The organism is Streptomyces sp. TSRI0107, from assembly GCF_001905845.1.
GTDB lineage: Bacteria > Actinomycetota > Actinomycetes > Streptomycetales > Streptomycetaceae > Streptomyces.
Genome location: NZ_LIVZ01000019.1, coordinates 26722 through 51489, shown reverse-complemented (window position 1 = coordinate 51489; position 24768 = coordinate 26722). Strand labels below are relative to the sequence as shown.

The window sequence follows — 24768 nt, the reverse complement described above, 5'->3', positions numbered from 1 at the left end:
CCGGCAATGACGTCGTCAACGGCCGGGGTAAACCTGTCACAGTATCTGGACATTTCTGAATATCGCGGACTTCTCGCAGGGGCTGGCTCGGACCCCTGGTGACGCCGTTGTGTTGGTGCTGCGCGCCTCGCAGGATCATGCTTGTCAGTAGGGCCCTGGCCGTGCAGGTTCCTGCGGGACTGCAGGGGAAGGAATTAGCGAGGGCGAGATGAGCGGCGATGCAGCGACTTCCCACACCTCCTGGTGAGTGGCACGACAGGGCGGACGACTCCGGCGAGCCGCCGTACACGGCCGCGGCCACCGTCAGTGCACAGGGCATCGTGACGGGGTGGAGCGAGGGGGCGCGGCGGCTGGTCGGCTACGAGCCTCCGCAGGTCGTGGGACGCCCCGCCGCCCACCTGCTCGCCGATGCCCTGGGTGAGAGCGTCCCCGGGCGGGACAGGTGGAGCGGCAGCGTGGCGGTGCGGCACCAGAACGGCAGCCGGCTCCGGCTGCGACTGCTCGCGAACCGGCGCACGCACGCCGGGCAGGCCGGCGAGTGGCTCGTGGTCTGCGCTGTGGCCGGCCGTCCCAGCAGGCCCGCGGCAGAGACGCCGGGGGAATGGATGTTCACCCAGTCCCCCTGTGGTCTGGCGCTGTTCGACGCGGATCTGCGCCTGGTGCGGGCGAACGCCGCCATGGAACGCGCTCTCGGCTTCACGGAAACCGAGATGCGCGGGCTGTGCCTGCCGGAGATCGCGCCGCATCCCACGAGCGAGGAGGCCCACAGCAGGATGCGTCTGGCCTTCGAGACCGGCGAGGCGCAGTACCTGCAGGCCGATGTCCGCCCCGCTACGGCGTCAGGCCTGCAGCAGACCCAGCTGACCTCGCTGGCCCCGATGAAGGACCCCGACGGCCGGGTGCGCTCCGTTTGCCTGGCGGCGCACCACAGGGCACAGGCGCTGCCCGCCCGGCAGCACACGGTCCTGCTGAAGGAAGCCGACACCCGCATCGGCACTACCTCGGACATCGCCCGCACCGCGCATGAACTGGCCGACGCCTCCGTACCCCCTCTCGCCGACTTCGCCGTCGTCGACCTGTTCGATGGCCCCGGCAGCGGCGCCGAGATGCCTCCCGCCCCGCCGGCCGGGGGCGTCACCCTGCGCCGCACCGCGGTGCAGTCGGTTCTCGACGGGTGCCCCGAGTCGGTGGTCGCGACGGGCGAGACGACCGCCTACCCGGCACTGTCACCCGTGGCCCGATGCCTGGCCCGGGGCCGTGGCGCCCTGTACACGACGGCAGACCTCGCCGTCGCCCGGTGGGCGGGCGAGGACCCCCAGGCCGCCCGGATCCGGCAGGTGGGGACCCACTCGCTGATGGTGGTGCCGATGCGCTCATCGGACAATACGGTCGGCGTCGCCCTCTTCGGCCGTCACCGGAGCCCGGAGCCCTTCACACCGCAAGACCTGTGGCTCGCCGAGCAGCTCACCGCCCGGGCGGCCGCCGGTATCTACGGCGCCCGGCGGCACGTCCGTGAGCACACCACCACCATGACTCTGCAGCGCAGCCTGCTCCCGCAGACACTGCCCGACCAGGCGGCCCTCGAGATCGCCTCCCGCTACCTGCCGGCCGGCAGCCGTGCCGGCGTGGGCGGCGACTGGTTCGACGTGATCCCGCTCTCCGGCGCGCGGGTGGCCCTCGTGGTGGGCGATGTGGTCGGACACGGTATCCGGGCTTCGGCCACCATGGGCCTGCTGCGCACCGCGGTGCGTACGCTCGCCGATGTCGACCTGCCGCCCGACGAGTTGCTCACCCACCTCGACGATCTCGTCATACGCCTGTCCTCCGACGCGGCCGTCACGGGCGGCGCCGCCGAGACCGCAGGGGGCGTCGGCACCACCTGCCTGTACGCCGTCTACGACCCGGTCTCCCGCCGCTGCACCCTCGCCCGAGCCGGCCACCCCCCACCCGCCGTGGTCACCCCGGGGGGCGCCGTGTACCTCCTCGACGTGCCGGCCGGCCCGCCGCTGGGCCTGGGCGGCCTGCCCTTCGAGACCATCGAGACAGAGCTGCCCGAAGGCAGCCTCCTCGCCCTGTACACCGACGGTCTGCTCGAAGTCCGCGACCGCGACATCGACGAGGCCCTGGACAAGATGTTCGCCGCCATCGCCCAACCCGCCCAGACACCGGAGTCGGCCTGTGACCGGGTGCTGGCGGCCCTGCTGGGCCACCGCCCGGACGACGACGTCGCCCTGCTCATCGCCCGCACCCGGGCCCTTGCCCCCGACCGGGTCGCCGCCTGGGACCTGGCCTGCGACCCCGCCGATGTCGCCCGGGCCCGCCGGCTGGCCACCGACAAGCTGGCGGACTGGGGACTCGGCGACGCCGTCTTCGTCGCCGAACTGATGGTCAGCGAACTCGTCACCAATGCCATCCGCTACGGCCGCCCACCCGTCCAGCTCCGGCTGATCCACGAGAACAACACCCTGATCTGCGAAGTCTCCGACTCGAGCAGCACCACCCCGCACATGCGGCGTGCCCGGATCTTCGACGAAGGAGGTCGCGGCCTGTTGCTGGTCGGCCAGCTCGCCCGCCGCTGGGGAACCCGGCACTCCCTCGTCGGCAAGACCGTCTGGGCCGAGCAGTCCCTGAGTGGGGAGCCAAGCATGGCTTCAGCTGTCGCATCACTCCTGTGACCGGCAGCCTGTCGTGGACAACCGCGTAATGATCGCGACGGCGGCCACGGCGCCCCGGCACGGTCGGGCGTCACAGCCCCATGGAGATGGCCAGGCGGGTGAGTTCGGCCGTGCTGTGGATGTTGAGCTTGGCCCGGATACGGCGGAGATAGGCGTCGACCGTGTGTTTGGAGAGCCCCATGTGGCGGGCCGTTTGCAGGTAGGTACGCCCAGCGGCGATGTGTCGCAGTGTCTCTCGCTCGCGCGGAGCCAGCACAGACGCGGGGGCTTCGACGTGCGGCATGGTGACGGTGAGGCTCATGGGATCGTCTCCGACGGATCGGCTCGGTCATCACTGCTCGCACCCTCGGAAGCAGGAGGCATACGACCGAATAGTTCTATTTGTCCTCTTGAGAAAGATTGCCCGGACGACTTCACGACGCTGTCCGCCGACTGTCACAGACGTGTCACGGGGTACGTCGGCAGGCGCGCCGCACGGCTCGCTCAAATCCTTGATCACGGCCAAGGGCGTGTCGTAGCTCTCGAACCAGTGGGTGTCGAAGTAGCGGGCCGTCAGAACGGGTGCTGCCGGTCGGTGAGCATGCGGTAGATGAACTCGGCGGTCATCCCGTCGAACTGCTGCCAGGAACCAGGGATTTCGCCCCGCATGAGGATGGGCCACCTGTAGGTGGGAACCGGCGCCGGGTACGTGGAGGTGGAGGCAGCCGTCGAAGGCGCCGTGCCCGAACAGCTCGGCGAGCTGTCTGTAGTCACTGGCAGGTTGCCGACGACCCCGAGCGGCCCCATCGTGACCAGGCCCCGCAGCGGCGCCAGGCTCACCCGGCCGGGGACGATGCCGGCCGCGCCGCCCGGCATCATGGTCATCCATGCCGAGGACCGCCAGGCTGAGGAGTACGAGCCTGTGCGTGCGGCGGGGCGGAGCTGACAGGGATGCGTCGTGGTTCACGCCCTCGTTGGAGACCGAGGGCCGTTGTGGCGGCGTATGCGATTCTCGATACGTCCGCGATACAGGCAATCCCCGGCATCAAGGAACCCAGCCTGCGGCGACGCCTGCCATGCCGGGTGTGCCGGTCGGCGCGGACCGGACCGCCGGGACGGAACCGCTCCACCCCGAGGATCTGCCGCACCTTGACCGGGCGCACGATCACCGCGACCCGCTGTTCCCCTGGCATGATCCGCTCAAAGCGCTCGCTGCCCAGGTACTTACGGGCCAGCCGGTCCATCCGTTCGTGTGCCTCCTCGCCCTCGATGAAGCGGGCCACCACCCCGCTGATCCGGCCCTGCGCTCGGGAGGTGGGGACGACTGGGGTTCTGAACCAGGCGAGGGTGGCGGAAAGTGGTGTTGCCGAAGTATTGCGCCACCTGACGCCCCCACAGGCGCCGCGCTGACCTGCGGTTTCACCCATCGTGGGGGAAGATCTGCCAGCGCTCGCGGTGGCGGGTACGCCCAGCCGAGTACCCGCGGTTGCTCCCGCCGTCGGACGCCTTCGCCGCCGCGGCCGGGCAGCGTGGTGGGCGTGAAACTCAGCCGACCCGCACGCCGGGCCTTCCTCGTCGTCCATGTGGCCGCCTCCGCCTGCTGGCTCGGGCTCACGCTCGGGCTGCTCGCCCTCGGGACCACCGCCGCCACCACCGGTTCCGCGGCGGCCGTGGAGGCCTCCGTACGGGCCATGAAGCTCTTCGCCGACTGGCTGCTGCTGCCGGCCGCGTTCCTCACCCTGCTCAGCGGGCTGGTGCTGGCGCTGGGCACCGCGTGGGGGCTCGCGCGGCACCGGTGGGTGTACACCAAGTTCTGGCTCACGCTCGCCACGACCACCGCCACGGCGTTCGCCCTGCGGCCGGGCGTGAACGAGGCGGTCGCCGCGGTCGCCGCGGGACGACCGCTGCCGGACGCCGGCGATGTGCTGTTCGGCCCGGTCGTCTCGCTGTCCGCCTACGTCTTCATGACGGCGGTCTCGGTTCTCAAGCCGTGGGGGCCGACCCGGCGGGGCCGGGCGGCGCGGGCCGCCCGCCCGGCCGGAGCGGCCCCGAGGCCCCGGCAGGCCGCCTGATCCGGGGCCTGATCCGGGCTGGCGGGCGTCGGCCCGGTCGGGCGGTGATCGGTCCCGTCGGGAGGCACCGGCCCATTCGGGCGGGGAGCGGTCCCGGCCCGAACGGACGGAACCGGCCCGGTCAGCGGGAACCGGTCCGATCAGCGGGAACCGGCCCGGTCAGCCGGAGCCGGTCCGGTCAGCTGGCGCCGGTCCAGTTGTGGGCGACGTCCACGACGACCCGGTCGGCCAGCTGCGTCACCCGGAACGGCAGCCGGGCGCGGACGCCGAGCCCGATCTGGGTGTCGCCCTCGAAGCTGCCGGCGAAGCGGGCGTCCCGGAAGGTGCGGTACCCGGTGAGGTCCACACCCGGCAGGGCCTGCCCGGCCCGGGCGGGATAGGTCGGCGCGCCGGTCTCCGGGTCGTAGGCGGGTGCGGCGACCCGTACCTCGAGGACGGCACCGCCGCCGACGGGTATGGGGGTGCCGGACCCGTCCTGGTGGAGCCGGTCCACGTATCCGACCCGGTAGCCGACGGTGCCGCCGCCCGGGATGTCGACGACCAGCCGGTCGAAGCAGGCGTGGCGGCCGGCCCTGATGTCCGTCACCGGCGCCGTCGTGGCGGCGTCGTCGGTCTTGGTGCCGCTGCCCCAGCCGGTGGGGCAGGCGGTGGCCTGGGTGGCGGTGAGGGGGCCGGCCGCGGCCGGTACCGCCGCCATTCCCAAGGTCGCGCCCAGGAGCGCGAGCGTCACCGATACGGCTTTCGTTCGTCCCATTGTGTTCCCCGCAGATCTACTGTCCGTTATCAGGTGAGACAGCCGGGATGGGGGAATGGTTGCGCTGTTCTCGGACGTCGGCAACGCGAGCGGCGACGGCCGTGTGCTCACACCGCCCACGAGGGGCGGGCGGGCACACGGCCGTCGCCGGGTGACGGGATCAGGTGACGGGATCAGACGGTGGGCGCCGGGTACGTCGGGTACTCCACCCCGGAGACGTGCTGCACGACCCGGATGACCTGGCACGAGTAGCCGAACTCGTTGTCGTACCAGAGGTACAGGATCGCGTTGTCGCCGTCGACCTTGGTGGCGCCGGCGTCGACGATGGACGCGTGGCGCGAGCCGACGAAGTCCATGGAGACGGCGTCGGGGGCCGTGGTGAAGTCGATCTGGCGCTTGAGCGGGGAGTTCAGCGAGACGTCGCGCAGGTACTCCAGGACCTCCTCGCGGGTGGTCTCGCGGCCCAGGCGCAGGCTGAGGATCGCGATCGAGACGTCCGGCACGGGCACGCGGATGGAGCTGCCGGTGATCGGCGCCTTCAGGTCCGGCAGGGCCTTGGCGACGGCCGAGGCGGCACCGGTCTCGGTGATCACCATGTTGAGCGGCGCGGAGCGGCCCCGGCGGTCGGCCTTGTGGTAGTTGTCCAGCAGGTTCTGGTCGTTGGTGAACGAGTGGACGGTCTCCACGTGGCCGCGGAGCACGCCGAACTCGTCGTCCATGGCCTTCAGCGGCGGGACGATCGCGTTGGTGGTGCAGGAGGCGCAGGACAGCACCCGCTCGTCCGGCTTGATGGTGTCGTGGTTGACGCCGTGCACGATGTTCGGGACGTCGCCCTTGCCCGGCGCGGTCAGCACGACCTTGTCGATGCCGGGGCGCAGGTGCTTCGACAGGCCCTCGCGGTCGCGCCACTTGCCGGTGTTGTCGATGAGGATGGCGTCCTTGATGCCGTACGCCGTGTAGTCGACCTCGGACGGGTCGTTGGCGTAGATCACCTTGATCGTGTTGCCGTTGGCGACGATCGTGCCGGCTTCCTCGTCGACCGTGATCGTGCCCTGGAACTGGCCGTGGATCGAGTCGCGGCGCAGCAGCGAGGCCCGCTTCACCAGGTCTTGGTCGCCGCCCCCGCGCACCACGATGGCGCGCAGCCGCAGCCCGTTGCCGGAGCCGGCCTTCTCGATGAGCAGGCGGGCGACGAGGCGGCCGATGCGGCCGAAGCCGTAGAGGACGACGTCCCGGCCCTCGCCGCGCTCGATCTTGTTGGCGCCGGTGGCCCCGGCGACCGCCTCGGCGGTGAACTCCTCGACGGACAGACCGCGGTCGTCGGCCTTGTAGGTGGCGGCGAGCATGCCGATGTCGATCTGGGACGGGCCCAGGTCCAGCGTGGTCAGAGCCTGCAGGAACGGCATCGTCTCGGTGACCGACAGCTCCTCGCCGGCGATCTGCCGGGCGAAGCGGTGGGTCTTGAGGATGCTGACCACCGACTTGTTCACCAGGGAGCGGCTGTGGAGGAGGACGGTGACGTCCCGCTCCCGGTGCAGCTTCCCGATGATCGGGATCATCGACTCCGCGATCTCTTCGCGGTTCTTCCAGTTCGTGAACGAGTCCTCGTTGACAGTCACAGATCCATCTTTCGAGCTAGGTGGCGCTCAGATGATAACCATGTCGTTCCGGGGCGATCGGAAGGGGGGCTGCCGGAACCGTTTTGGCGGGCACTCTTGACGGCGTGCGTGGTGTTTCGCCACCTTTGAGCCTTGCGGCGCGGTTCTGGGGGGAGCGGTCGACATGCGAAGCCTGAGCAGCATCACGATCCACAGACCGGAGGAACTGGACGCCCCGCTCGTCGGGGCCTGGCACCGGGCGATGGCGGAGTCGCCCGAGTACGCCAACCCGTTCCTGTCACCGGAGTTCGCCGCCGGCATCGCCCGGTTCCGCGGCGGCGCCCGGGTCGCCGTGCTCCGCGAGGGCGGGGAACCCGTCGGCTTCCTGCCGTACGAGCGCAACCCCCTCGGCGTCGGCCGCGCCATCGGCCTAGGCCTGTCCGACTGCCAGGCCCTCGTCCATCTGCCCGGTGTGACCTGGGACACCCACGCACTGCTGCGGGCCTGCGGACTGTCCATCCTCGAGTTCGACCACCTCGTCGAGGAGCAGAAGCCGTTCGCCGAGCACGTCACCGGCACCTTCGCCTCACCGGTCGTCGACCTGAGACCCGGCGACGAGGCCGACTACCCGCAGTGGCTGCGCGCCACCTACCCCGGCCTCGCCAAGACGACGCTGAAGAAGGAGCGCCGCCTCGCCCGCGACCTCGGCGACGTGCGGTTCGTGCACGACGAGCGCGACCCGCGGATGCTGCGCCGGCTGATGCGCTGGAAGTCCGCGCAGTACCGCAGGACCGGCCGCATGGACCGGTTCTCCCGGCCCTGGATCGTCGGCCTCGTCGACCACCTGTTCCAGCTGCGGGAGGAGCACTGCACCGGAGTGCTCTCCGTGCTCTACGCCGGAGACCGGCCCGTCGCCGCCCACTTCGGACCCCGGTCGCACACCGTGCTCGCCGCCTGGTTCACCACGTACGACCCCGAGCTGCGCTACTACTCGCCCGGCCTGCTCATGCATCTGCGGATGGCCGAGGCCGCGCGCCACGACGGTGTGCGCGTGATGGACTTCGGGCGCGGCGACAAGGAGTACAAGGACTGGCTCAAGACCCGTGAACTGCGGGTCGGCGAGGGGTTCGCGACCCGCCCGCACCCGGTGGCGGCCGCCCACCGGCTGTGGCGCAGACCGGTGCGCGGACTGCGCAACACGGTCCTGGCCCACCCCGGCCTGCGGCAGCCCGCCGACCGGCTGCTGAAGACGGTCGGCACCCTGCGCAGCGGGCGCGCCGCCGCCACCCGTACGCGCTGAACGAACCGGCGTCCCCCTCTCCACCGGCACACGCCGACCGGCGGCGTGCCGCCGCACCCGCACACCGCACCCGCACTCCACGGAACAGAAACGGAAGAGGTGACGATGCCGTACGGATCGCGGCTCGCCGCGGCGATGACACGGCGGCTCGGACGCGAATGCGTCTACACCCCCTCGGCCAGACTGGCCCTCTACCTCGCCCTGCGTCGCTGGTGCCGGCCCGGCGCCCGGGTGCTGATGTCCCCGGTCAACGACGACGTGATCCTCTTCGTGGTCCTCGCGGCCGGGCTGCGCCCCGTACAGGCGCCCGTGAACGTGTGGGACGGCAACATCGACCCCGACGCCGTACCGGACTCCACCTGGCGCACCGTCGACGCGGTGCTCACCACCAACCTGTACGGCATGCCGGACCGGGTCGTGGAACTGCGCCGCCGCTGCGACGCGCTGGGCATCCCGCTCATCGAGGACGCGGCGCACGCCATCGGCACCCACGTCGACGGACAGCCCGTCGGCACCTTCGGCACGGCGGCCGCCTTCAGCCTGTCCAAGCACGTGGCCGCCATGGCCGGCGGCTTCCTCGCCGTCGGTGACGCCCGCACCCGGCGGGAGCTGGAACTCCTGCGCGACGACCTGCTCGTCCCGCGCCGGCTGCGCGCCGACCTCGCCACCACGCTGCGGCCCCTGGCCCGCTCCACCGTGCGCACCCTGCACCTGGTGCGCCCCGTGTGGCGCTCCATGCGGCGCCTCGGCCTGCTCGAACGCGACGACTTCCGCATGGCCCTGCACGCGCCCCGGCTCACCGGCTCCGCCCGCCACGCCCCGAGCCTGACCGCGTACGAACCCTGGGTCCGCGTCGACCTGCACGACTACCGCGCCCGGCACGGGGCGCTGCTGCGCGGCCAGCTCGGGCTGCGCCTGGCCCGGCTCGACGGCGACCTCGACCGCCGCCGGGCCGGAGTGTCGCTGCTGTCGGGCACCGCCTGGTCGTCCCCGGCGCTGCGCGGCCTGACCGCCCACGACGGCCTGGTGCCCCTGTTCCGCGTACCGCTGCTGGTCCACGACCGCGACGCCCTGGTGGAGCGGCTGGTGAACCACGGCGTCGTCACCGGGTACGTCTACGACCCGCCGCTCGACGACTACGCGGGCACCGAGTTCGCCGACCCCTCGCCCGACCCGGCCGCCGCCCGCTGGTTCGCCTCGCACGTCCTGCCCGCCGACCCGCTGCTGGCCCGCAGGATCACCGGCGCCCTGACGAAGGAGCGAGCCCTGTCCGCCCGCCCCACCCTGCCCGACCCGGTCCCGGACACCGCCCCGCCCGCCCCGCTGGGCCAGTAGCCGCCCGATTCGACCGCGAATGTCCGGGGTACTGCGGCGCACATGGCCGGAATCGAACTCAACAGCTCCGCATTCACCGATCACACTGCCATACCGCGCCGGTACGCCAAGGACGGGGACAACGTCTCCCCGCCCCTGACCTGGTCCGGAGTCCCCGATGAGGCGGCTGAGCTCGCCCTGGTGTGCGAGGACCCAGACGCGCCTTCGGGGACCTTCCTGCACTGGCTGGTGACCGGAATCGACCCGCACGCCGACGGGCTGCCCGCGGGCGGCACCGGCCCCGGCGGCCAACCGCACCGCAACGGCTTCGGAGACCGCGGCTGGGGCGGTCCCAAACCACCCGTGGGCGACGACGCGCACCGCTACTTCTTCCGCCTCTACGCCCTCCCCGAACCCGTCTCCCTCCCCGACGACGCCACCGCCGACGACGTCCACCGCGTACTCGACCGCGAGCAGCTGGCCAGCGGGACGCTCGTCGGGCTGTACCGGCGGTGACCCGCGACAGGGTTGGACCGCCCGGACGACGGGGAACGGAAGGGCATGGGCAGGGATGGGGGACGGCGCCGGTGCCGTGACGGGGGTCCGTACGACGGTGGCGCCGTGGCCGGGCGAGGGCCGCGGTGAGCCGGTTCCGCAAGGGCGGCGGCGAGGGCGCGGACGACGACACGGGCGAGCCACCGCGACGCTCGCACCCGTCGGTGACCGCCTCCGAGGCCGGGGCCGTCGCCGCGGGCAGGGACATCGGCGAGGTCGTCACCGGGGACGGCAACGTCACGGGCCGGGACAACATCGTCGCCGAACGGATCTACGTCCGAGCCGACAATCTCCTGTACGTCCAGGGCCTCCCGTACGAGGCGGTCACCCCGGGCCCGGGCCCGGCGGCGTCGCCCGCCCCCCTGCCCCCGGTGGACCTGCCACCGCGCCGGGTGGACGAGGAACTCATCCGCGGGCGGGACGACCTCGTGGCCCAGGTCGAGCAGGAGGTCCGCCGGCGCCTCGCCGGCCACGACGGCGACGGAGGCGGAAGCACCTGGGTGCTGTCGGGTCTGGGCGGCTGCGGGAAGACCACGGCGGCGCTGGAGATCGCGCACCGGCTCGAACCCGACATGGAGCACGTCTGGTGGGTCTCCGAAGCCGACGGCGACCTCTCCGGCGCGCTGCACTCCATAGCCTTCGCCGCCGGGGCGGACGTGGGCGACTTCGACCGGGCGCACCCGTCCACCGTGCTGTGGCGGCAGCTGAACTCCCTCACCGTGCCGTGGCTGCTCGTGCTGGACAACATGGACGACCCCGCCGCCCTGAGGGCGGTGATCCGCCGACTGCGCCCCAAGCGCCCGAACGGCACGGTCCTGGTGACCAGCCGCAACTCCCGGCTCACGATGTGGGACCCGAAGGCACGCATGCTGCCGGTGGACGTGCTGGACGCGGACGACGGCGCCCAGGTGCTCATCGACCTGGCGCCGGAGGCGGGCGAGGAACCGGCCGCCCGCCTGCTGGCCGAGCGGCTGGGCGGCCTGCCGCTCGCCCTGTACCTGGCCGGGTCGTACCTGGCGGCGGACAAGCAGGGCGTCGCAGCGGACCCGGACGCTCCGGCGACCTTCGAGGCCTACCGGCGCAGCGTGCACGAGCGGCTCCCGGAGGACGTGGCCGACCCCGACGGCACACAGCTGGATCCGGACCCGGACCGACGGACCATCCGGACCACCTGGGAACTCTCCCTCCGGCTCCTGGAACGCCAGGCCGAGGAGGTTCCGCGCAGCCGCGGCAAGCGCTTCTCCCGGCCGCTGCTGCGCCTGCTCTCCTGCTTCGGACCGGCACCCCTGCCGCACCGGCAGCTCCTCTCCTCCGACTCCGGCGCGCTGGCGGCGAGCCCCCTCGCGGGCGCCACCGAGCCGGAGATCAGCGCGGCGCTCAGCGGGCTGAAGGAGCTCGGCCTGATCCGGGTGGAACCGTTCACCGCCGACCGCCCGTTCACCACCGACATCCGCTGGGTGCTCACCCTCCATCCGCTGGTCCGCGAGTTCAACCGGGCCCACGGCGCGGAGTACCTGGAGCTCGCCGTCGCGCTGCTCGGCGGGGCGACCGACCCGCTCGACCCGGGCAACCCGGCGGACTGGCCGCTGTGGCGCCACTGGGCACCGCACTGCTCCGCGGCGCTGCACCTGCCCGGTCTGGACGGGAGCAGCCCCGAGCTGCTTCACCGGGCCACCCGCTTCGCCGTGCGCGCCGCCGAGTACCGCACCTACATGGGCATCTACGACGAAGCCGTCGCCGACCTGCGCGCCGTCGCCGCCCTGCGCACCAGCCGCCTCGGCCCGGACCACCGCCACACCCTCGCCGGCCGGCTGAGCCTGGCCTGGGCGCTGCGGGACAACGGCGATCTGTCCGAGTCCGTCGCCGAGTACCGGGAGACGATCGGGCGCCTCGCGCGCACGCTGCCGGACGACGACCCGCTGCTCCCCTCGGCCCGCGGGGGCCTGGCCCGGGCCCTGCGCGGCCTTGGCGGCGCCGACAACTACGCGGAGGCGGAACGCGAACTCCGCACCGTGCTGGAGGTCCGCCGACGCGACCCGGAGGCCAACGCCCTGGGGCTGCTGCGCACCCGGCGTGACATCGCCACCGTCCTCCACCGGCGCGGGCTCTGGGAAGAGGCCGCCGACGAACTGCGCGCCGTATGGCAGGAGAGCCGGAACCTGCTGGGCGAGCGACACATCGACACCCTCACGATCGGCACCAGCCTTACGCGGAGCCTGCGCGACGCCGGGCGCACCGACGAGGCCGAGCAGATCATCACCCAAGTCATGGACGGCTACGGCGAGGGCTACACCGACGACCATCCCCACGTGCTGGTCGCCCGCCACGAACGGGCCCGCGTCCTGCGTGACCAGGGGCGGTACGCGGCGGCGGAGGCGGAGTTCACGGCGATCTGGCGCGTGGAGGAGCGCCGGTTCGGCGCAGAGCATCCGGACACCCTGGCCAGCCGTCACGAACTGGGGACGGTCCTGCACCTGCTCGGCCGCCGCGAGGAGGCGGCGACCCACTACCGCGCGGTGGGCGACAGCCTGAGCAGACGTCTCGGCGACACACATCCCGATGTCGCGACCTGCCGACGCAACCTCGCTCTCGTCCTGGACGAGCTGACAGACGACGGACGGACCGGCACGGCACAGGGGGCGGCACCGATGATCGACGGCACTGACGGCACTGACGGCACTGACGGCACTGACGGCACCGACGACCGCGGCGAGGCGGTACCGGACTTCGCCGACATCCGGCTGCGCGACGCCCTCGCACTGGCCGACGAGGACGACCCCGAGATCCTCAGGATCCTGGAGCGGTTCACCCGCCCCCGCGTCAGCAGGGGCGGCGGCGAACCCGGCGGGAGCGGCGGGATGTCGTGGGTGGACTACAGCTCCCCCTCGCCCCGCGGGAAGGCGGAGCCGACCTACCGTCCGCCGGCCCCGCCGAAGGAGGACCCCGAGCAGCCGCCGAAACCGCTGCCTCCGTCACACGGGCTGACCCTCGCCGCCCGGCGCGCCGCCACCGGCCGGGAGACACGGGACCTCGTCGACGGGCTGATCCGGCAGGAACGCGGCCTCCGGAAGGTGACCTGGGCGCGGGTCGTCAAGGCCGCCATGGCGTCACCGCACCTCCTGCATCCCCGGCTCCCGGTCGAGCCGGCGGTGGAGCTGTTCCTGGAACTGGAGGACACGGCGCCGGACGTCCTGGACGACCTCCTGCTGTATCCCGCGACAGGCCGCTGGATGGCCCATGTCCTACGCAGGCTGGAGAACTCCGAGGACAGGGCGGCCGTCCCTGTCTGGGTCGACCTCGGTCATCTCAACGCCCTGGCTGCCGCGGCCGCCATCAAGGCGGGCCTGGACTTCACCGGCCCGGTCCCGGTCCGTGACGGAGTCGTCCACCTGCCCACCCTCGGCCACGCCGCGGCGGGTGCCGGCCGGCCGGAGACCGCGCTCGTGGAAGTGGTGGCGGGGCGGGCCGTGCTGAAGGCGGGAGGCGGCAGCATCCCGATCCCGCAGGCGCCCGGCGGCGGCCCGGCCCGCTGGCACACGCCACACCGCACCCCGGCCCGCACGGCGGCGGCCTCCTGGGCCCCGGTGCTCGACGACAGCGATCCGTTCCGGGACGCCGACGGGCCCTCGGCCCCCGACCCGCTCACTCCGGAACGCGCCGCCCGCTGGGACGCTCTCGTCCAGCAGGCGTGGCGGCTCCTGGTCCGCCTCGACGCACCGCGGGCGGAAGCGATGGGACGCGCGGTCACCGCCCTGACGCCCCGGCCGCCGGCAGGGCCCGGCCGTACGGGGATGTCCCTGACGTCCAGCGACGCGTTCGGCGGCATCACCCTGAGCGAACCGCGGGACGCGACCGAACTGGCCGCGACGCTGGTGCACGAGTTCCGGCACACGCAGCTCACCGGCGTCCTGCACGGCGTCACCCTGCACACCGCGGGGAGCTTCACGGAGCCGGGCTACGCGCCTTGGCGGGACGACCCGCGTCCGTTCCCGGGCCTCTTCCAGGGCGTGTTCGCGTACCTCGGCGTGACCGAGTTCTGGTGGCTGCTGAGTTGCGCGAGCAGCGGTCGTGAGCGGCGGCGCGCCCAGTTCGAGCTGGCCTACTGGGGCCGTGAGACCTGGGACGTGTTCACCGCCCTGCGCTCCTCCCCGCACCTCGGCGAGGCCGGCCGGAAGTTCATGGACGAACTGGAGAGGACCGCGAGCCCCTGGCGTGGGGAGACCGACATTCCCGAGGACGTGGCCGAACTCGCCGTGGAGGCCGCCGCCGGACAGCGCGCCCGCTGGCGCCTCCACCACCTGCGAGTCGAGGCGGATGTGCCCGCCCGTCTCACTCGCGCCTGGGCCGCCGGCGGGGAACGCCCGGGCGTTCCCAGGGGCTTCGCCGCTCTCTGCCCCGACCCGGCGGCCCGGCTGCTGGACACAGGCCTGCCCCTGCTGCGCGAGGCGGCCGTGGACCTCGCGGAGTTCCGGCGCACCCACGAGGCCGCCGGTCCGCAGGGCGCGGACCCGGACGGACAGGTGGCCGACGTCGCCCGCCTGCTCGGCGACCTCCCGCGGGCCCGGCACCTGGCGACCCGGCAGATCGCGGACAGCCCCCTCTCGCCCGAGCCGTGGGTCCGTCTCGCCCTCGCGGTGCGCCGCGATCAGCGGGCACCGGCAGCGGCGGCCAGGGCGCTGATCCACAGGCCCGAGCTGGTCCGCGCGCTGTACCACAGGATCCGGCAGACGACCGGGGCCGCACCCGACCCGGTGGACGTTGCCGAATGGGTCGACGGGCCGGCCAACGCCGATCTGCCACCCGTGCAGCGCACCTGGTGACCGAGGAGCTGGGTCTGGCGCAAGCCGCGTCACCCGTACCGCCGCGGCAGCAGGCGGTCGGTGTCGCGGCTACCGGGGGCGCCGGGGCAGGACCACGAGCCCGTCACCCACGGCGCGTTCGCCAGTACGGTCGCTGGGAAGGCCCTGGAGTTCGTTCCCCACGACCATCGCCGTGGAGCCGCCGCCGTCCAGGTTGATCGCGTCCACCGCTCCGAGGGCGCGCATGACCGTGGCGGTCTCGGTGATCGACAGGCCTGCGCTGTGGCCGGGGCGGCGGCCGTCGGCGGTGAGCAGGACGATGCGTCCGTCCCGGGTGACGCCCGCCGCGGTGCGCGGATTGCGGCGCAGGTACCAGTCGTTGTAAAAGGCCGCGCGGTCCACGCCCTCGATGTCCTCGGGGCTCCACCCGTCGCGCACCGGGTCGAGGGCCGTCCGGCCGTTTCGCAGCAGCAGCGGACCGCCGTTGACGACGGAGGTCTTCGGGGTGAGCGGCAGCCGGGTGCCCTTCTCGGCGTCGACGAGTGTGCCGCGCACCGTCAGCCGGGCACCGATCGTGGCGTGGGTGCGCAGCCACTGGGCGCCGGTCCCGGTGCCCTGCAGCACGGTGCCCCGTGCGGGGACGGAGCCGCCCCGGCTGTCCTGGACGGCGGTCACCCGGCCGTCGGCGTCGAGTGTGGCCTGGTATCCGGTGCCTTCCGGGGCGGAGGTTCCGAACGCCGGTGTGACGGCGACGAGTTCGTCGGAGTTGCCGCAGGTGTAGTCGTGCGCGGGGTGGGCGAAGGGGGTGGCGTTCCCGACGCCGCCGCAGTTGGCGATCAGGCCGGACTGCCGGTTGAGGCCGGTCACCTCGCGGCCGGCGCCGTCCGCCGTACGGACCGTCAGCTCGGTCGTGACCCGGCGCACCGAGCTGCCCCGGCCGGAGCCGGTCGGCACGATCAGGGCGGGCCGCCCGTTCACGGCCTCGGAGAGGAGGTCCCCGCCGACCACCGAGACGCCCGCGAGGTCGCCGTCGGTGCCCGCCACCCCGTTGCCGGGGGTCGTCCTGTCGCCGGTGACGAAGTAACCGCCGTTGACGGCGGCGAGGGCGCCGGTGCGCCGCGCCAGGGAGCTGGTGGTCTCGCGACCCGGCACGATCCCGCTCGCCGGCTCGGCCCGGAGGCGGCCGTGGAACTCGGCGGGGTCGACGACGAGCAAGTCCAGGGACCAGGGGCCGGTCGTCGCGTGCCCGTCCTCACCGGTGTGCTGGACGCTCCCGGACAGCCCGCGGGCCGCCATCTCGGTCCTCGCCCGGTCGGCGGCGGCCCGGTCGGCGTACCGGCCCACCCGCACCGTCCAGCCGAGCGGCCGGTCACCCGGTCCCCGCGGGTCCGGCCCCGCCGTACGGTCACGCCGTGGTTCGTAACCGGCGTCGCGGGCCTCGGCCTCCAGCCCGGCGGCCTCCCGCTCGCTGGTGGCGACGCCGATCGTGACGGTCCAGAAGTCGTCCGCCGACTCCCGGCCGCGCTCGATCGCGATGTGGGTCACGCCCGGAGCGACCTGACGCGACGTCCTGGTCTCCGGCAGCGCGGCGGAGCCCAGCGGCAGCTTCTCGTGGGTGACGGCCTCGGTCCGCCGCGCGGCCGGCTCGGTCTCCAGCGTGGCGGCGAGCGTGGCGGCGGCCACGCACGCGGCCGTCGTCCCGGCGATCAGCCAGCGTCGTGGCGTTCGGGTCCTCATGGGCGCGTCATCTTTCCACAGGGCCGAGAGCCGGTCCCGAGGGGGGCGGCGGCCAGTCTCCTCGGCGACACGGTGGACATCGCCGGACATCGCCGGGTGCGGCTAGATGCGGCCCGCCCGCCGCTGCCGGCGCAGCAGCAGGCCCAGATAGAGCCCGCCGATCACCGCGGTCACCACGCCCACCGGCAACTGGGCCGTCTCGTGGATCCGCTGCGCCGCGAAGTCGGCCGTGACGACCAGCAGGGCGCCGGTGCAGGTGGCCGCCGCCAGGTTGGGTCCGGGGGCCCGGGTGAGGCGGCGGGCCAGCTGCGGGGCGATCAGCGCCACGAAGGGGATCGGCCCGGCCGCCGCGGTGGCGACCGCGCAGGCGGCCGTGGCCAGCACCAGCACCGCCAGCCGGGTCCGCTGCACGGACACCCCGAGGCCGCCCGCCAGGTCGTCGCCCATCTCCAGGACCCGCAGGCCGCCCGCCGCGAGCGCGACCAGCGGCAGGACGAGCAGCAGCCCGATCGCGGCGGGGCGTACGTCGTGCCAGCCGCGGCCGTTGAGACTGCCGTTGAGCCACACCATGGCCTGCGCGGCGTGCGCGAACCGGGCCTTGGCGAGCAGATAGGCGTTGACGCCCTGGAGCAGGGCGCTGACCCCGATGCCGACCAGCACCAGCCGGTAGCCGTGCACGCCGTGGCGCCAGGCCAGGACGTACACCAGGACCGCCGTCGCCAGGCCCCCGCCGACCGCGCCGACCGCGATCTGCCCGCCGCTGCCGCCGGCGACCAGCACCACCAGCAGGCCGCCGGTGGCGGAGCCGTAGGTGAAGCCGACGATGTCCGGGCTGCCCAGCGGATTGCGGGTGAGGCTCTGGAACAGCGCGCCGCTCAGACCGAGCGCCGCGCCGACGAGGATGCCGGTGAGCAGCCGGGGCAGCCGCAGCCGGCCGACCACGAAGTCGGTGCGCCGGCTGCCGTTGCCGAGCAGGGTGCGCACCACGTCGGCGGGGGAGATGCCGTACTCGCCGGTGCCCAGCGCGAGGACGCCCACTCCGGCGGTGCCGGCCATCACCAGCACGCAGACGGCCACCGCGCGCACGTCGACGCGCAGCGACAGCCGCTGGGAGCGGCTGCGGACCACCCTGGCCCCTGGGGGCGCGGCCTTGCCGAGGGGCCGGGCCTGAGTCCGCGTCATGCCGCCACCACCCTGCGGTGCCGCACCAGGGCGATGAACACCGGCGCGCCGACGACCGCGGTGACCACTCCGGCGTCCAGTTCGTCGGGGCGTACGGCGATCCGGCCGAGGACGTCCGCGAGCAGCAGCAGGGCGGGGGCCAGCAGCATCGACAGCGGCAGCGTCCAGCGCTGGTCGGCGCCAACGATCAGGCGGGCGATGTGCGGCACCGCGAGCCCGACGAAGACCAGCGGGCCGACCGCCGCGGTCGCCGCGCCGCACAGCAGGGTCACGGCGAGCAGGCCGAGGAAGCGGGTCCGGGTGAGCCGGGCGCCGAGCGCGCGGGCCGTGTCGTCGCCGAGCGCCAGCGCGTTCAGCGGCCGGACCAGGGTCAGCGCCACCACCAGGCCCACCGCGACGAACGGCGTGAGCATGGCCAGCGTCTCCTCGTCGGCCCGGGCGAGCGAGCCCACGCTCCAGAACCGCAGCTGGTCCAGGGCCTGCGCGTCGAGCAGCATCAGCGTCTGGCCGATCCCGGTGAACACGGCGGCGATCACCGCTCCGCCGAGCGCGAGCCGTTCCGGAGTGGCACCGCCGCGTCCGCCGGAGGCCAGCGAGTACACCAGCAGCCCCGCCACCACGGCACCGAGCAGCGCGAACCACACCGACGCCCACAGGCTGGTCAGCCCGAACACCGAGATGGCGCACACCGCGCCGGTGGCGGCGCCCGCGTTGATGCCGAGCAGCCCGGGGTCGGCCAGCGGATTGCGGGTCAGCGCCTGGATGAGGGCCCCGGCGACCCCGAGCGCGGCGCCGGCCGCGACTCCGGCCAGGGTGCGCGGCACCCGGACGTCCCAGACGACGGACGCCGCGGTCGAGCCGTCGTCGTGCAGCAGCGCGTCCCAGACGACGGGGACGGGCAGCGAACGCGACCCGATCGCGAGGCTGAGCAGGGCGGCCGCGAGCAGCAGGAGCAGGGCGCCGAGCAGGGCCAGGGTCCGGGCGGGGGCCCGGCGCCGGTGCGGTGGGGCGGGCGGAGCGGGACGGCGTACGTCCGGCTGTTTCGTGCGCGCGGCCTCACCCGGCACTCGCGCCTCCCTCCGCGCGCAGCCGCTCCGCGATCCTGCGGCCGAGCGCTTTTTTGTCGACCTTGCCGACGGAGGTGCGCGGGAAGGCGTCGACGACCTCCAGCCGGTCGGGCGACTTGTAGGCGGCCACGCCTCGTTCGCGCAGGAACGCGGTCAGCTCCCGCAGGGTGGGCGCCGGGCCGCGCGGGACGACGTACACGCAGGTGCGCTCGCCCATGGCCGGGTCGGGCATGCCGACGGCGGCGGCGTCGTGCACCGCCGGGTGGGCGAGGAGATGGTTCTCCAGCTCCTCGGCGGAGATCTTGTCGCCGCCCCGGTTGATCTGGTCCTTCTCCCGGCCCTCGACGACCAGATGACCGGTGGGCAGGACCCGCACCAGGTCGCCGGTGCGGTAGTGGCCGTCCGGTGTGAAGGCGCGGGCGTTGTGCCCGGGTGCCCGGTAGTAGCCGCGCAGGGTGTAGGGGCCGCGGGTCAGCAACTCGCCGGTCTCGCCGGGCGGTACGTCGTCGCCGTCGGCGTCGACCACGCGGATCTCGTCGGCGGGGGACAGCGGCCGCCCCTGGGTGTGCCGCACCAGCTCGTCGGGGTCGTCCAGCCGCGTGTAGTTGAGCAGGCCCTCCGCCATCCCGAACACCTGCTGGAGGGTGCAGCCGAGGGCGGGGCCGACGCGGGCGGCGGGTTCGGCGCCCAGTTTGGAACCGCCGACCTGGAGCAGCCGCAGGGACGACAGATCGGCCTCCTCCCACTCCACCGCGTCCAGCCACAGCAGCGCGATCGGCGGGACCACGGCGGTGACGGTGACCTTCTCCCGCTCGATCAGCGCGAAGGCGTCCTCGGGGCTGGGCGTGGGGGAGAGCACCACGGTGCCGCCCGCCAGCAGGGTGCCGAGCAGTCCGGGGCAGGCGAGGGCGAAGTTGTGCGCGGTCGGCAGCACCACCAGGTAGACGGTGGACTCGTCGAAGCCGCAGACCTCGGCGCTGGCCCGCACGTTGTAGGCGTAGTCGTCGTGGGTGCGCGGGATGAGCTTCGGCTTGCCGGTGGTGCCGCCGGAGAGCAGCAGCAGCGCCACGTCGCCGGGGTCGGGCGCGGGCAGCGGCACGGGGTCGGCGTCGACGGCGGACAGCGGGGTGAACTCGGCGGGTTCCCCGGCCACCAGCACGTGCTCGACGGAGGGCACCGTCTTGCGCAGGGCGCGGGCGAGGACGCGGTGGTCGAAGCCGTCGTGCACGTCGGGGATGGCGTAGGCGGTGGCCCCGGCCACCTCGGCGACGTGCGCGATCTCGCTCTCGCGGTGTGCGGGCAGGGTGAGCACGGGGATCGCGCCGGCCCGCAGCAGCGCGAAGAACAGCACCACGAACGCGTCGGTGTTGGGGAGCTGGACGACCACGCGGTCGCCGTCGCCGATGCCCAGCGCCCGCAGTCCGGCGGCCGTGCGGTCGGCGCGCGCGTCGAGTTCGGCGTACGTCCAGCGGTTGCCGCCGGCGTCGACGAGCGCGGTGCGTCCCGGGTCGTGTCCGGCCCGGTCGCGCAGCAGCCGGTCGAGCGGCCGGCCCTGCCAGTAACCCTCGGCGCGGTAGCGCTCCGCCAGTTCCTTCGGCCAGGGGACCCACCCGTCGAGCATGCTCAACTCCCGCCTGCTGTTTAGGAAAGGCTTGCCTACCCAAGTCGCCGGGTCAAGCCTGGAGGGTGTGTGCGAGTCCGCGTCGAACGCGTTCTGGACGCGCCTCCGATGCGAGGGCTAGGCTCCTTGCTGATTAGGTTAGGTTAACCTAACTCCAGGGAGGTAGGTCCTTGCTGCGTTACCGGTGCGCGGAGACGGAACTGCCGGGAGACCCCGTCCCATGGGCCACGACACTGGCGGAGTCGGGCCTGTTCGACCAGTACGTGATCTACGAACGCGACGGCGACTGCTGGTTCGCCGGAGGAGCGCTCGCCGAGATCGTGGTGAACCGCTCCGAGGTGCGCGCCCGCGTCCTCGCCGCCGAGTCGACGGCGCCCGTCGGGCCGTATCCCTTACGCCAGGTCCACCGACTGCTCGGCGAGAGCGGCATCGAGGGCTGGCGGGCGTACGGCTGGATGGCCTACGAGTTCGCCCACCTGCACGCCGGCCGCCTCGACCGCGCCGGCGACGCCGACCTGCTCCATCTGATCGTCCCGCACACCGAAGTGCGGCTCCGCCGGGGCACGGCCGTCGTCCGCGGCGCCGACCGGGAGACCGTGGACGCCCTGCTCGCGCTGCTCACCGCCCCGCCCGCCGAACGGCCGGTCGCCGCGCCCCGCCCCGTCGACGTCACCGAGGGCGCGGCGGACTACCCCGGTCTCGTGGCGCGGGCCGTCGACGAGATCCGCGCCGCCGCGACCGGCCTGCAGAAGGTGATCCTCTCCCGCTCCGTCCCCGTGCCGTTCCCCGTCGACTTCGTCGGCACCTACCTGCACGGCCGCGCCCACAACACCCCCGCCCGCTCCTTCCTGCTGCGTCTCGGCGGCCGCCGGGTCGCCGGGTTCAGCCCCGAGACGGTCGTCGAGGTCGGTGCGGACGGGCACCTCGTCACCCAGCCGCTGGCCGGCACCCGGGCGCGCGGCCTCGGCGAACGGGAGGACGAGCGGCTGCGCGCCGAACTCCTCGCCGACCCCAAGGAGATATCCGAGCACGTGCTCTCGGTGAAGCTCGCCGAGGAGGAACTGGCCACCGTGTGCCGGCCCGGCTCGGTCTCGGTCCGTGAACTGCTCACCGTGCGGCAGCGCGGCAGCGTGCAGCACCTCGGCTCCAGCGTGCACGGCAGGCTGGGCGACGACGCCACCTGCTGGGACGCCCTGCGCGCGCTGTTCCCGGCCGTGACCGCCTCCGGCATCCCCAAGTCCCAGGCGTACGACTGCATCGCCCGGCTGGAGGACGGGCCGCGCGGCGTCTACAGCGGTGCCGTCCTCATGGCCGCCGCCGACGGGGAACTGGACGCGGCGCTCGTCCTGCGCAGCCTGTTCGAGCAGGACGGCCGCACCTGGCTGCGCGCCGGCGCCGGCATCCTCGCCGGGTCCACTCCCGCGCGTGAACTGGAGGAGACCTGCGAGAAACTGCGCAGCGTCGCCCCGTACCTGGTCCCCGCCGAGGGTTAGGGTCCGGGCGTGCGTCTCGGAGAAGTCGTCGTCGACATCGCGCCGCTGCGGGCCCGCGGCCCCTTCCGACTGGTGTTCGCCACCCAGGCGATCTCCATGGTCGGCACCCATCTCACCTCGGTCGCGGCGAGCGTGCAGATCTACACGCTCACCGGCTCCTCGGTGCGCGTCGGCCTGATGAGCCTGGCCCTCGGGCTGTCCCTGCTGGTCGGTCTGCTCGCGGGCGGTCTGCTCGCGGACCGGGTCGACCGGCGCCGGATCGTGCTGGTCACCCGGGCCGTGACGGCGGTGGTGATCGCCGGTCTGGCGGTCAACGCGGCACTGTCCGAGCCCCGGGTGTGGTTCGTGTACGTGGCGGCCGTGCTCGCGGGCGCGGCGAGCGGCCTCGGCGGGCCCGCCCTGATGGCCGCCACACCGTCCCTGGTGGCGCCCGGCCAACTGGCCGCCGCCGGGGCGCTGATCACGCTCACCGCCCAGCTCGGCGCCGTGCTGGGCCCGTCGCTCGCCGGGCTGATCGCGGCGGGCCCGGGCGTCGCGGTGTGCTTCGCCGTCGACGCGGCGGTGTACGTCGTCGGGCTCGCCCTGCTCGCGCCGCTGCCCGCCATGCCGCCGGACCCGGCGGGGGAGCGGCAGCGGCCGATGCGCGCGATGGCGGAGGGTCTGCGCTTCCTGCGCGGCAGCCAGGTGGTGGCCGGGCTGCTGCTGATCGACGTGTGCGCGGTCGTCTTCGCGATGCCGTACGCGCTCTTCCCGGAGCTGGGCACCGAGCACTTCGGCGGCGGCCCGTCCACCGTCGGACTGCTCTACACCGCCCCCGCCGTCGGCTCCCTGTGCGGGGCGCTGACCAGCGGCTGGACCGGCCGGGTGCACCACACCGGGCGGGCCCTGATCGGCGCGGTCGCGCTGTGGGGCGTGGCCGTCACCTGCTTCGGGCTCAGCCCCGGCCTGTGGCCCGCGCTGGCCTTCCTGGCCCTCGCGGGCTTCGGCGACACCGCCTCGGAGATCCTGCGCCGCGCCCTGCTCCAGCACCACACCCCGGACCGGCTCCAGGGCCGGGTCGGCAGCCTGTGGCTCGCCCAGGCGACCGCCGGCCCGTCCGTCGGCAACCTCGAAGCGGGCCTGGTGGCACGGGCGTTGGGTTCCTCCGCGGGCGCCGCCGCCCTCGGCGGGCTGGTCTGCCTGGCCGGGGTGGCGACCCTCGCGGTGGCCATGCCCGGCCTGCGCAGGGCCACCCTCCAGGGGCCGCCCGCGACCGAGGACCGGCCGCCGGCGCCCGTCGAGGCGACCGACTGACCAGATGGCCGTACGCCAGGGAGGGGCATGCCGAGCGCACGGATCAACGGAATCCGCCTGCACTACGAGGACACCGGCCACGGCGATCCGGTGGTCCTGGTGACGGGCCGGGGCGCCGGCGGCCGCTCCTGGCACCTCCACCAGGTGCCCGCGCTGGTCGCGGCCGGGTACCGGGCGGTCACCTTCGACAACCGGGGCGTCCCGCCGACCGACGAGTGCGCGGAGGGCTTCACCATCGGCGACCTGGTCGCCGACACCGCCGGCCTGATCGAGCACCTGGACCTCGCGCCCTGCCGCGTCGTCGGCGTCTCCCTGGGCGCGTACGTCGTCCAGGAGCTGCTGCTGGCCCGGCCCGAACTCGCCCGCCAGGGCGTGCTGATGGCCACCCGGGGCCGCACCGACGCCCTGCGCACCGCCATGGCCGCCGCGGAACGCGCCCTGTACGACGCCGGGGTGAAGCTGCCGCCGGCGTACTCCGCCTGGACGCGTGCCCTGCAGAACCTGTCCCCGGCCACCCTGGACGACGAGCGGCACGTCCAGGACTGGCTGGAGCTCTTCGAGTGCGCGCCCCCGGTCACCGGGCCGGGCGTCCGCGCCCAGTCGGAGCTGTGCGTGCCGGACGGCCGGCTCGCCGCCTACCGGGCCATCACCGTGCCCTGCCTGGTGATCGGTTTCGCCGACGACCTGATCCTGCCGCCGCGCCTGGCCCGCGAGGTCGCCGACGCGATCCCCGGCGCTCTCTACCGGGAGATCGAGGACTGCGGCCACTACGGCTACCTGGAGCGCCCGGCGGAGGTGAACCGGGTGCTGCTGGAGTTCTTCCACACACGCGATGAATGAGGTTAGCCTCACCTAAGTCACACTCAGGGGGTAGTGGTGCAGCGCACCTTGCTCAACGGCAAGATCCACCGAGCCACCGTGACCCAGGCCGACCTGCACTACGTCGGCTCGCTGACGATCGACCGGCACCTCATGGACGCCGCCGACATCGTCGACGGCGAGGCCGTCCAGGTCGTCGACATCGACAACGGCGCCCGCCTGACCACCTACGCCATCCCCGGCGCCCCCGGCAGCGGCGTCCTCGGCGTCAACGGCGCGGCCGCCCATCTCATCCGCCCCGGCCACCTGGTCATCGTCATGTCCTTCGCCGTGCTCGACGACACCGAACGCGCCGGCCACCGGCCCCGCGTCGTCCACGTCGACAAGGCCAACCGGATCGTCGCCCTCGGCGCCGACCCGTCCGAACCCGTACCCGGGGCGCCCGGCCAGCTCCCCGGAACCATCGCCGTACCCCACCACCGCACCCGCGAGCAGGAGAGGGACTGACCC

Annotated in this window: 18 protein-coding genes; 10 read left to right on the top strand and 8 right to left on the bottom strand. The window is 73.6% G+C overall.

Features of this window, described 5'->3' with window-relative positions:
* Window positions 1-218 precede the first annotated feature (218 nt).
* A complete protein-coding gene (locus tag AMK31_RS36655; protein ID WP_079187092.1) occupies window positions 219-2675 on the top strand; it encodes a SpoIIE family protein phosphatase in 2457 nt (818 codons plus the stop codon).
* 70 nt (window positions 2676-2745) lie between these two features.
* On the opposite strand, the gene AMK31_RS36650 is transcribed toward AMK31_RS36655, so the two are convergent.
* Together AMK31_RS36650 and AMK31_RS42505 are read right to left on the bottom strand one after the other, a co-directional pair.
* Window positions 2746-2976 (bottom strand): response regulator transcription factor, encoded by a 231-nt coding sequence (locus AMK31_RS36650; protein ID WP_073945074.1) that lies wholly within the window; start codon window positions 2974-2976, stop codon window positions 2746-2748.
* A gap of 251 nt (window positions 2977-3227) precedes the next feature.
* Entirely contained in the window at window positions 3228-3539 is a 312-nt protein-coding gene (locus tag AMK31_RS42505; RefSeq protein WP_443333947.1) for a hypothetical protein, read from the bottom strand.
* Window positions 3540-4192: 653 nt separating this feature from the next.
* Here AMK31_RS42505 and AMK31_RS36635 point away from each other — a divergent pair.
* Window positions 4193-4726, top strand: coding sequence for a DUF2269 family protein (locus AMK31_RS36635; RefSeq protein ID WP_107468832.1), 534 nt, complete (start codon window positions 4193-4195; stop codon window positions 4724-4726).
* Window positions 4727-4904: 178 nt separating this feature from the next.
* Here AMK31_RS36635 and AMK31_RS36630 read toward each other — a convergent pair whose 3' ends face one another.
* On the bottom strand, window positions 4905-5480 hold the full coding sequence (locus AMK31_RS36630; protein WP_073945072.1) for an AMIN-like domain-containing (lipo)protein: 576 nt from the start codon (window positions 5478-5480) through the stop codon (window positions 4905-4907).
* 173 nt (window positions 5481-5653) lie between these two features.
* Window positions 5654-7099 carry a glyceraldehyde-3-phosphate dehydrogenase gene (locus AMK31_RS36625; RefSeq protein ID WP_073945071.1) on the bottom strand — a complete coding sequence of 482 codons (1446 nt, stop codon included), beginning with the start codon at window positions 7097-7099 and terminating at the stop codon, window positions 5654-5656.
* Window positions 7100-7262: 163 nt separating this feature from the next.
* On the opposite strand from AMK31_RS36625, the gene AMK31_RS36620 reads away from it, so the two are divergent.
* From AMK31_RS36620 to fxsT, 4 genes are all read left to right on the top strand, one after another.
* On the top strand, window positions 7263-8378 hold the full coding sequence (locus tag AMK31_RS36620) for a GNAT family N-acetyltransferase (RefSeq protein ID WP_073945070.1): 1116 nt from the start codon (window positions 7263-7265) through the stop codon (window positions 8376-8378).
* Window positions 8379-8483: 105 nt separating this feature from the next.
* Window positions 8484-9713, top strand: coding sequence for a DegT/DnrJ/EryC1/StrS family aminotransferase (locus tag AMK31_RS36615; protein ID WP_073945069.1), 1230 nt, complete (start codon window positions 8484-8486; stop codon window positions 9711-9713).
* A 42-nt stretch (window positions 9714-9755) separates the two neighbouring features.
* Window positions 9756-10208 carry a YbhB/YbcL family Raf kinase inhibitor-like protein gene (locus AMK31_RS36610; RefSeq protein ID WP_073945068.1) on the top strand — a complete coding sequence of 151 codons (453 nt, stop codon included), beginning with the start codon at window positions 9756-9758 and terminating at the stop codon, window positions 10206-10208.
* 125 nt (window positions 10209-10333) lie between these two features.
* The gene (fxsT, locus tag AMK31_RS36605) at window positions 10334-15067 is read left to right on the top strand and encodes an FxSxx-COOH system tetratricopeptide repeat protein (RefSeq protein ID WP_079187091.1); all 4734 of its coding nucleotides are present in this window, start codon (window positions 10334-10336) and stop codon (window positions 15065-15067) included.
* A 69-nt stretch (window positions 15068-15136) separates the two neighbouring features.
* On the opposite strand, the gene AMK31_RS36600 is transcribed toward fxsT, so the two are convergent.
* The 4 genes from AMK31_RS36600 to AMK31_RS36585 form a co-directional block, all read right to left on the bottom strand.
* On the bottom strand, window positions 15137-16783 hold the full coding sequence (locus AMK31_RS36600; protein WP_143204300.1) for a phosphodiester glycosidase family protein: 1647 nt from the start codon (window positions 16781-16783) through the stop codon (window positions 15137-15139).
* 102 nt (window positions 16784-16885) lie between these two features.
* Complete coding sequence (locus AMK31_RS36595; protein ID WP_073945067.1) at window positions 16886-17965, bottom strand: FecCD family ABC transporter permease; 1080 nt, start codon at window positions 17963-17965, stop codon at window positions 16886-16888.
* Window positions 17962-19032, bottom strand: coding sequence for a FecCD family ABC transporter permease (locus tag AMK31_RS36590; protein ID WP_073945066.1), 1071 nt, complete (start codon window positions 19030-19032; stop codon window positions 17962-17964). Before AMK31_RS36590 ends, AMK31_RS36595 begins: the two co-directional genes overlap by 4 nt.
* Window positions 19022-20653, bottom strand: coding sequence for a (2,3-dihydroxybenzoyl)adenylate synthase (locus AMK31_RS36585; RefSeq protein WP_073945065.1), 1632 nt, complete (start codon window positions 20651-20653; stop codon window positions 19022-19024). The genes AMK31_RS36590 and AMK31_RS36585 overlap by 11 nt, the downstream gene beginning before the upstream one ends.
* Before the next feature lie 170 nt (window positions 20654-20823).
* On the opposite strand from AMK31_RS36585, the gene AMK31_RS36580 reads away from it, so the two are divergent.
* The 4 genes from AMK31_RS36580 to panD are packed head-to-tail and all read left to right on the top strand — an operon-like array spanning window position 20824 to window position 24765.
* Window positions 20824-22146 (top strand): salicylate synthase, encoded by a 1323-nt coding sequence (locus AMK31_RS36580; RefSeq protein WP_073945064.1) that lies wholly within the window; start codon window positions 20824-20826, stop codon window positions 22144-22146.
* 9 nt (window positions 22147-22155) lie between these two features.
* Complete coding sequence (entS, locus tag AMK31_RS36575; RefSeq protein WP_073945063.1) at window positions 22156-23439, top strand: enterobactin transporter EntS; 1284 nt, start codon at window positions 22156-22158, stop codon at window positions 23437-23439.
* A 27-nt stretch (window positions 23440-23466) separates the two neighbouring features.
* Window positions 23467-24279, top strand: a complete 813-nt coding sequence (locus AMK31_RS36570; RefSeq protein WP_073945062.1) for an alpha/beta fold hydrolase — start codon at window positions 23467-23469, stop codon at window positions 24277-24279.
* Window positions 24280-24315: 36 nt separating this feature from the next.
* Window positions 24316-24765 (top strand): aspartate 1-decarboxylase, encoded by a 450-nt coding sequence (gene panD / locus AMK31_RS36565; RefSeq protein ID WP_073945107.1) that lies wholly within the window; start codon window positions 24316-24318, stop codon window positions 24763-24765.
* Window positions 24766-24768: the final 3 nt, after the last annotated feature.

Coding starts and splice junctions, on each gene's coding strand:
- AMK31_RS36570 (WP_073945062.1), top strand. CDS start 23,467: ATGCCGAGCGCACGGATCAACGGAATCCGCCTGCACTACGAGGACACC.
- AMK31_RS36595 (WP_073945067.1), bottom strand. CDS start 17,965: ATGACGCGGACTCAGGCCCGGCCCCTCGGCAAGGCCGCGCCCCCAGGG.
- AMK31_RS36655 (WP_079187092.1), top strand. CDS start 219: ATGCAGCGACTTCCCACACCTCCTGGTGAGTGGCACGACAGGGCGGAC.
- AMK31_RS36585 (WP_073945065.1), bottom strand. CDS start 20,653: ATGCTCGACGGGTGGGTCCCCTGGCCGAAGGAACTGGCGGAGCGCTAC.
- AMK31_RS36630 (WP_073945072.1), bottom strand. CDS start 5,480: ATGGGACGAACGAAAGCCGTATCGGTGACGCTCGCGCTCCTGGGCGCG.
- AMK31_RS42505 (WP_443333947.1), bottom strand. CDS start 3,539: ATGACCATGATGCCGGGCGGCGCGGCCGGCATCGTCCCCGGCCGGGTG.
- AMK31_RS36620 (WP_073945070.1), top strand. CDS start 7,263: ATGCGAAGCCTGAGCAGCATCACGATCCACAGACCGGAGGAACTGGAC.
- AMK31_RS36610 (WP_073945068.1), top strand. CDS start 9,756: ATGGCCGGAATCGAACTCAACAGCTCCGCATTCACCGATCACACTGCC.
- AMK31_RS36650 (WP_073945074.1), bottom strand. CDS start 2,976: ATGAGCCTCACCGTCACCATGCCGCACGTCGAAGCCCCCGCGTCTGTG.
- AMK31_RS36615 (WP_073945069.1), top strand. CDS start 8,484: ATGCCGTACGGATCGCGGCTCGCCGCGGCGATGACACGGCGGCTCGGA.
- AMK31_RS36600 (WP_143204300.1), bottom strand. CDS start 16,783: ATGAGGACCCGAACGCCACGACGCTGGCTGATCGCCGGGACGACGGCC.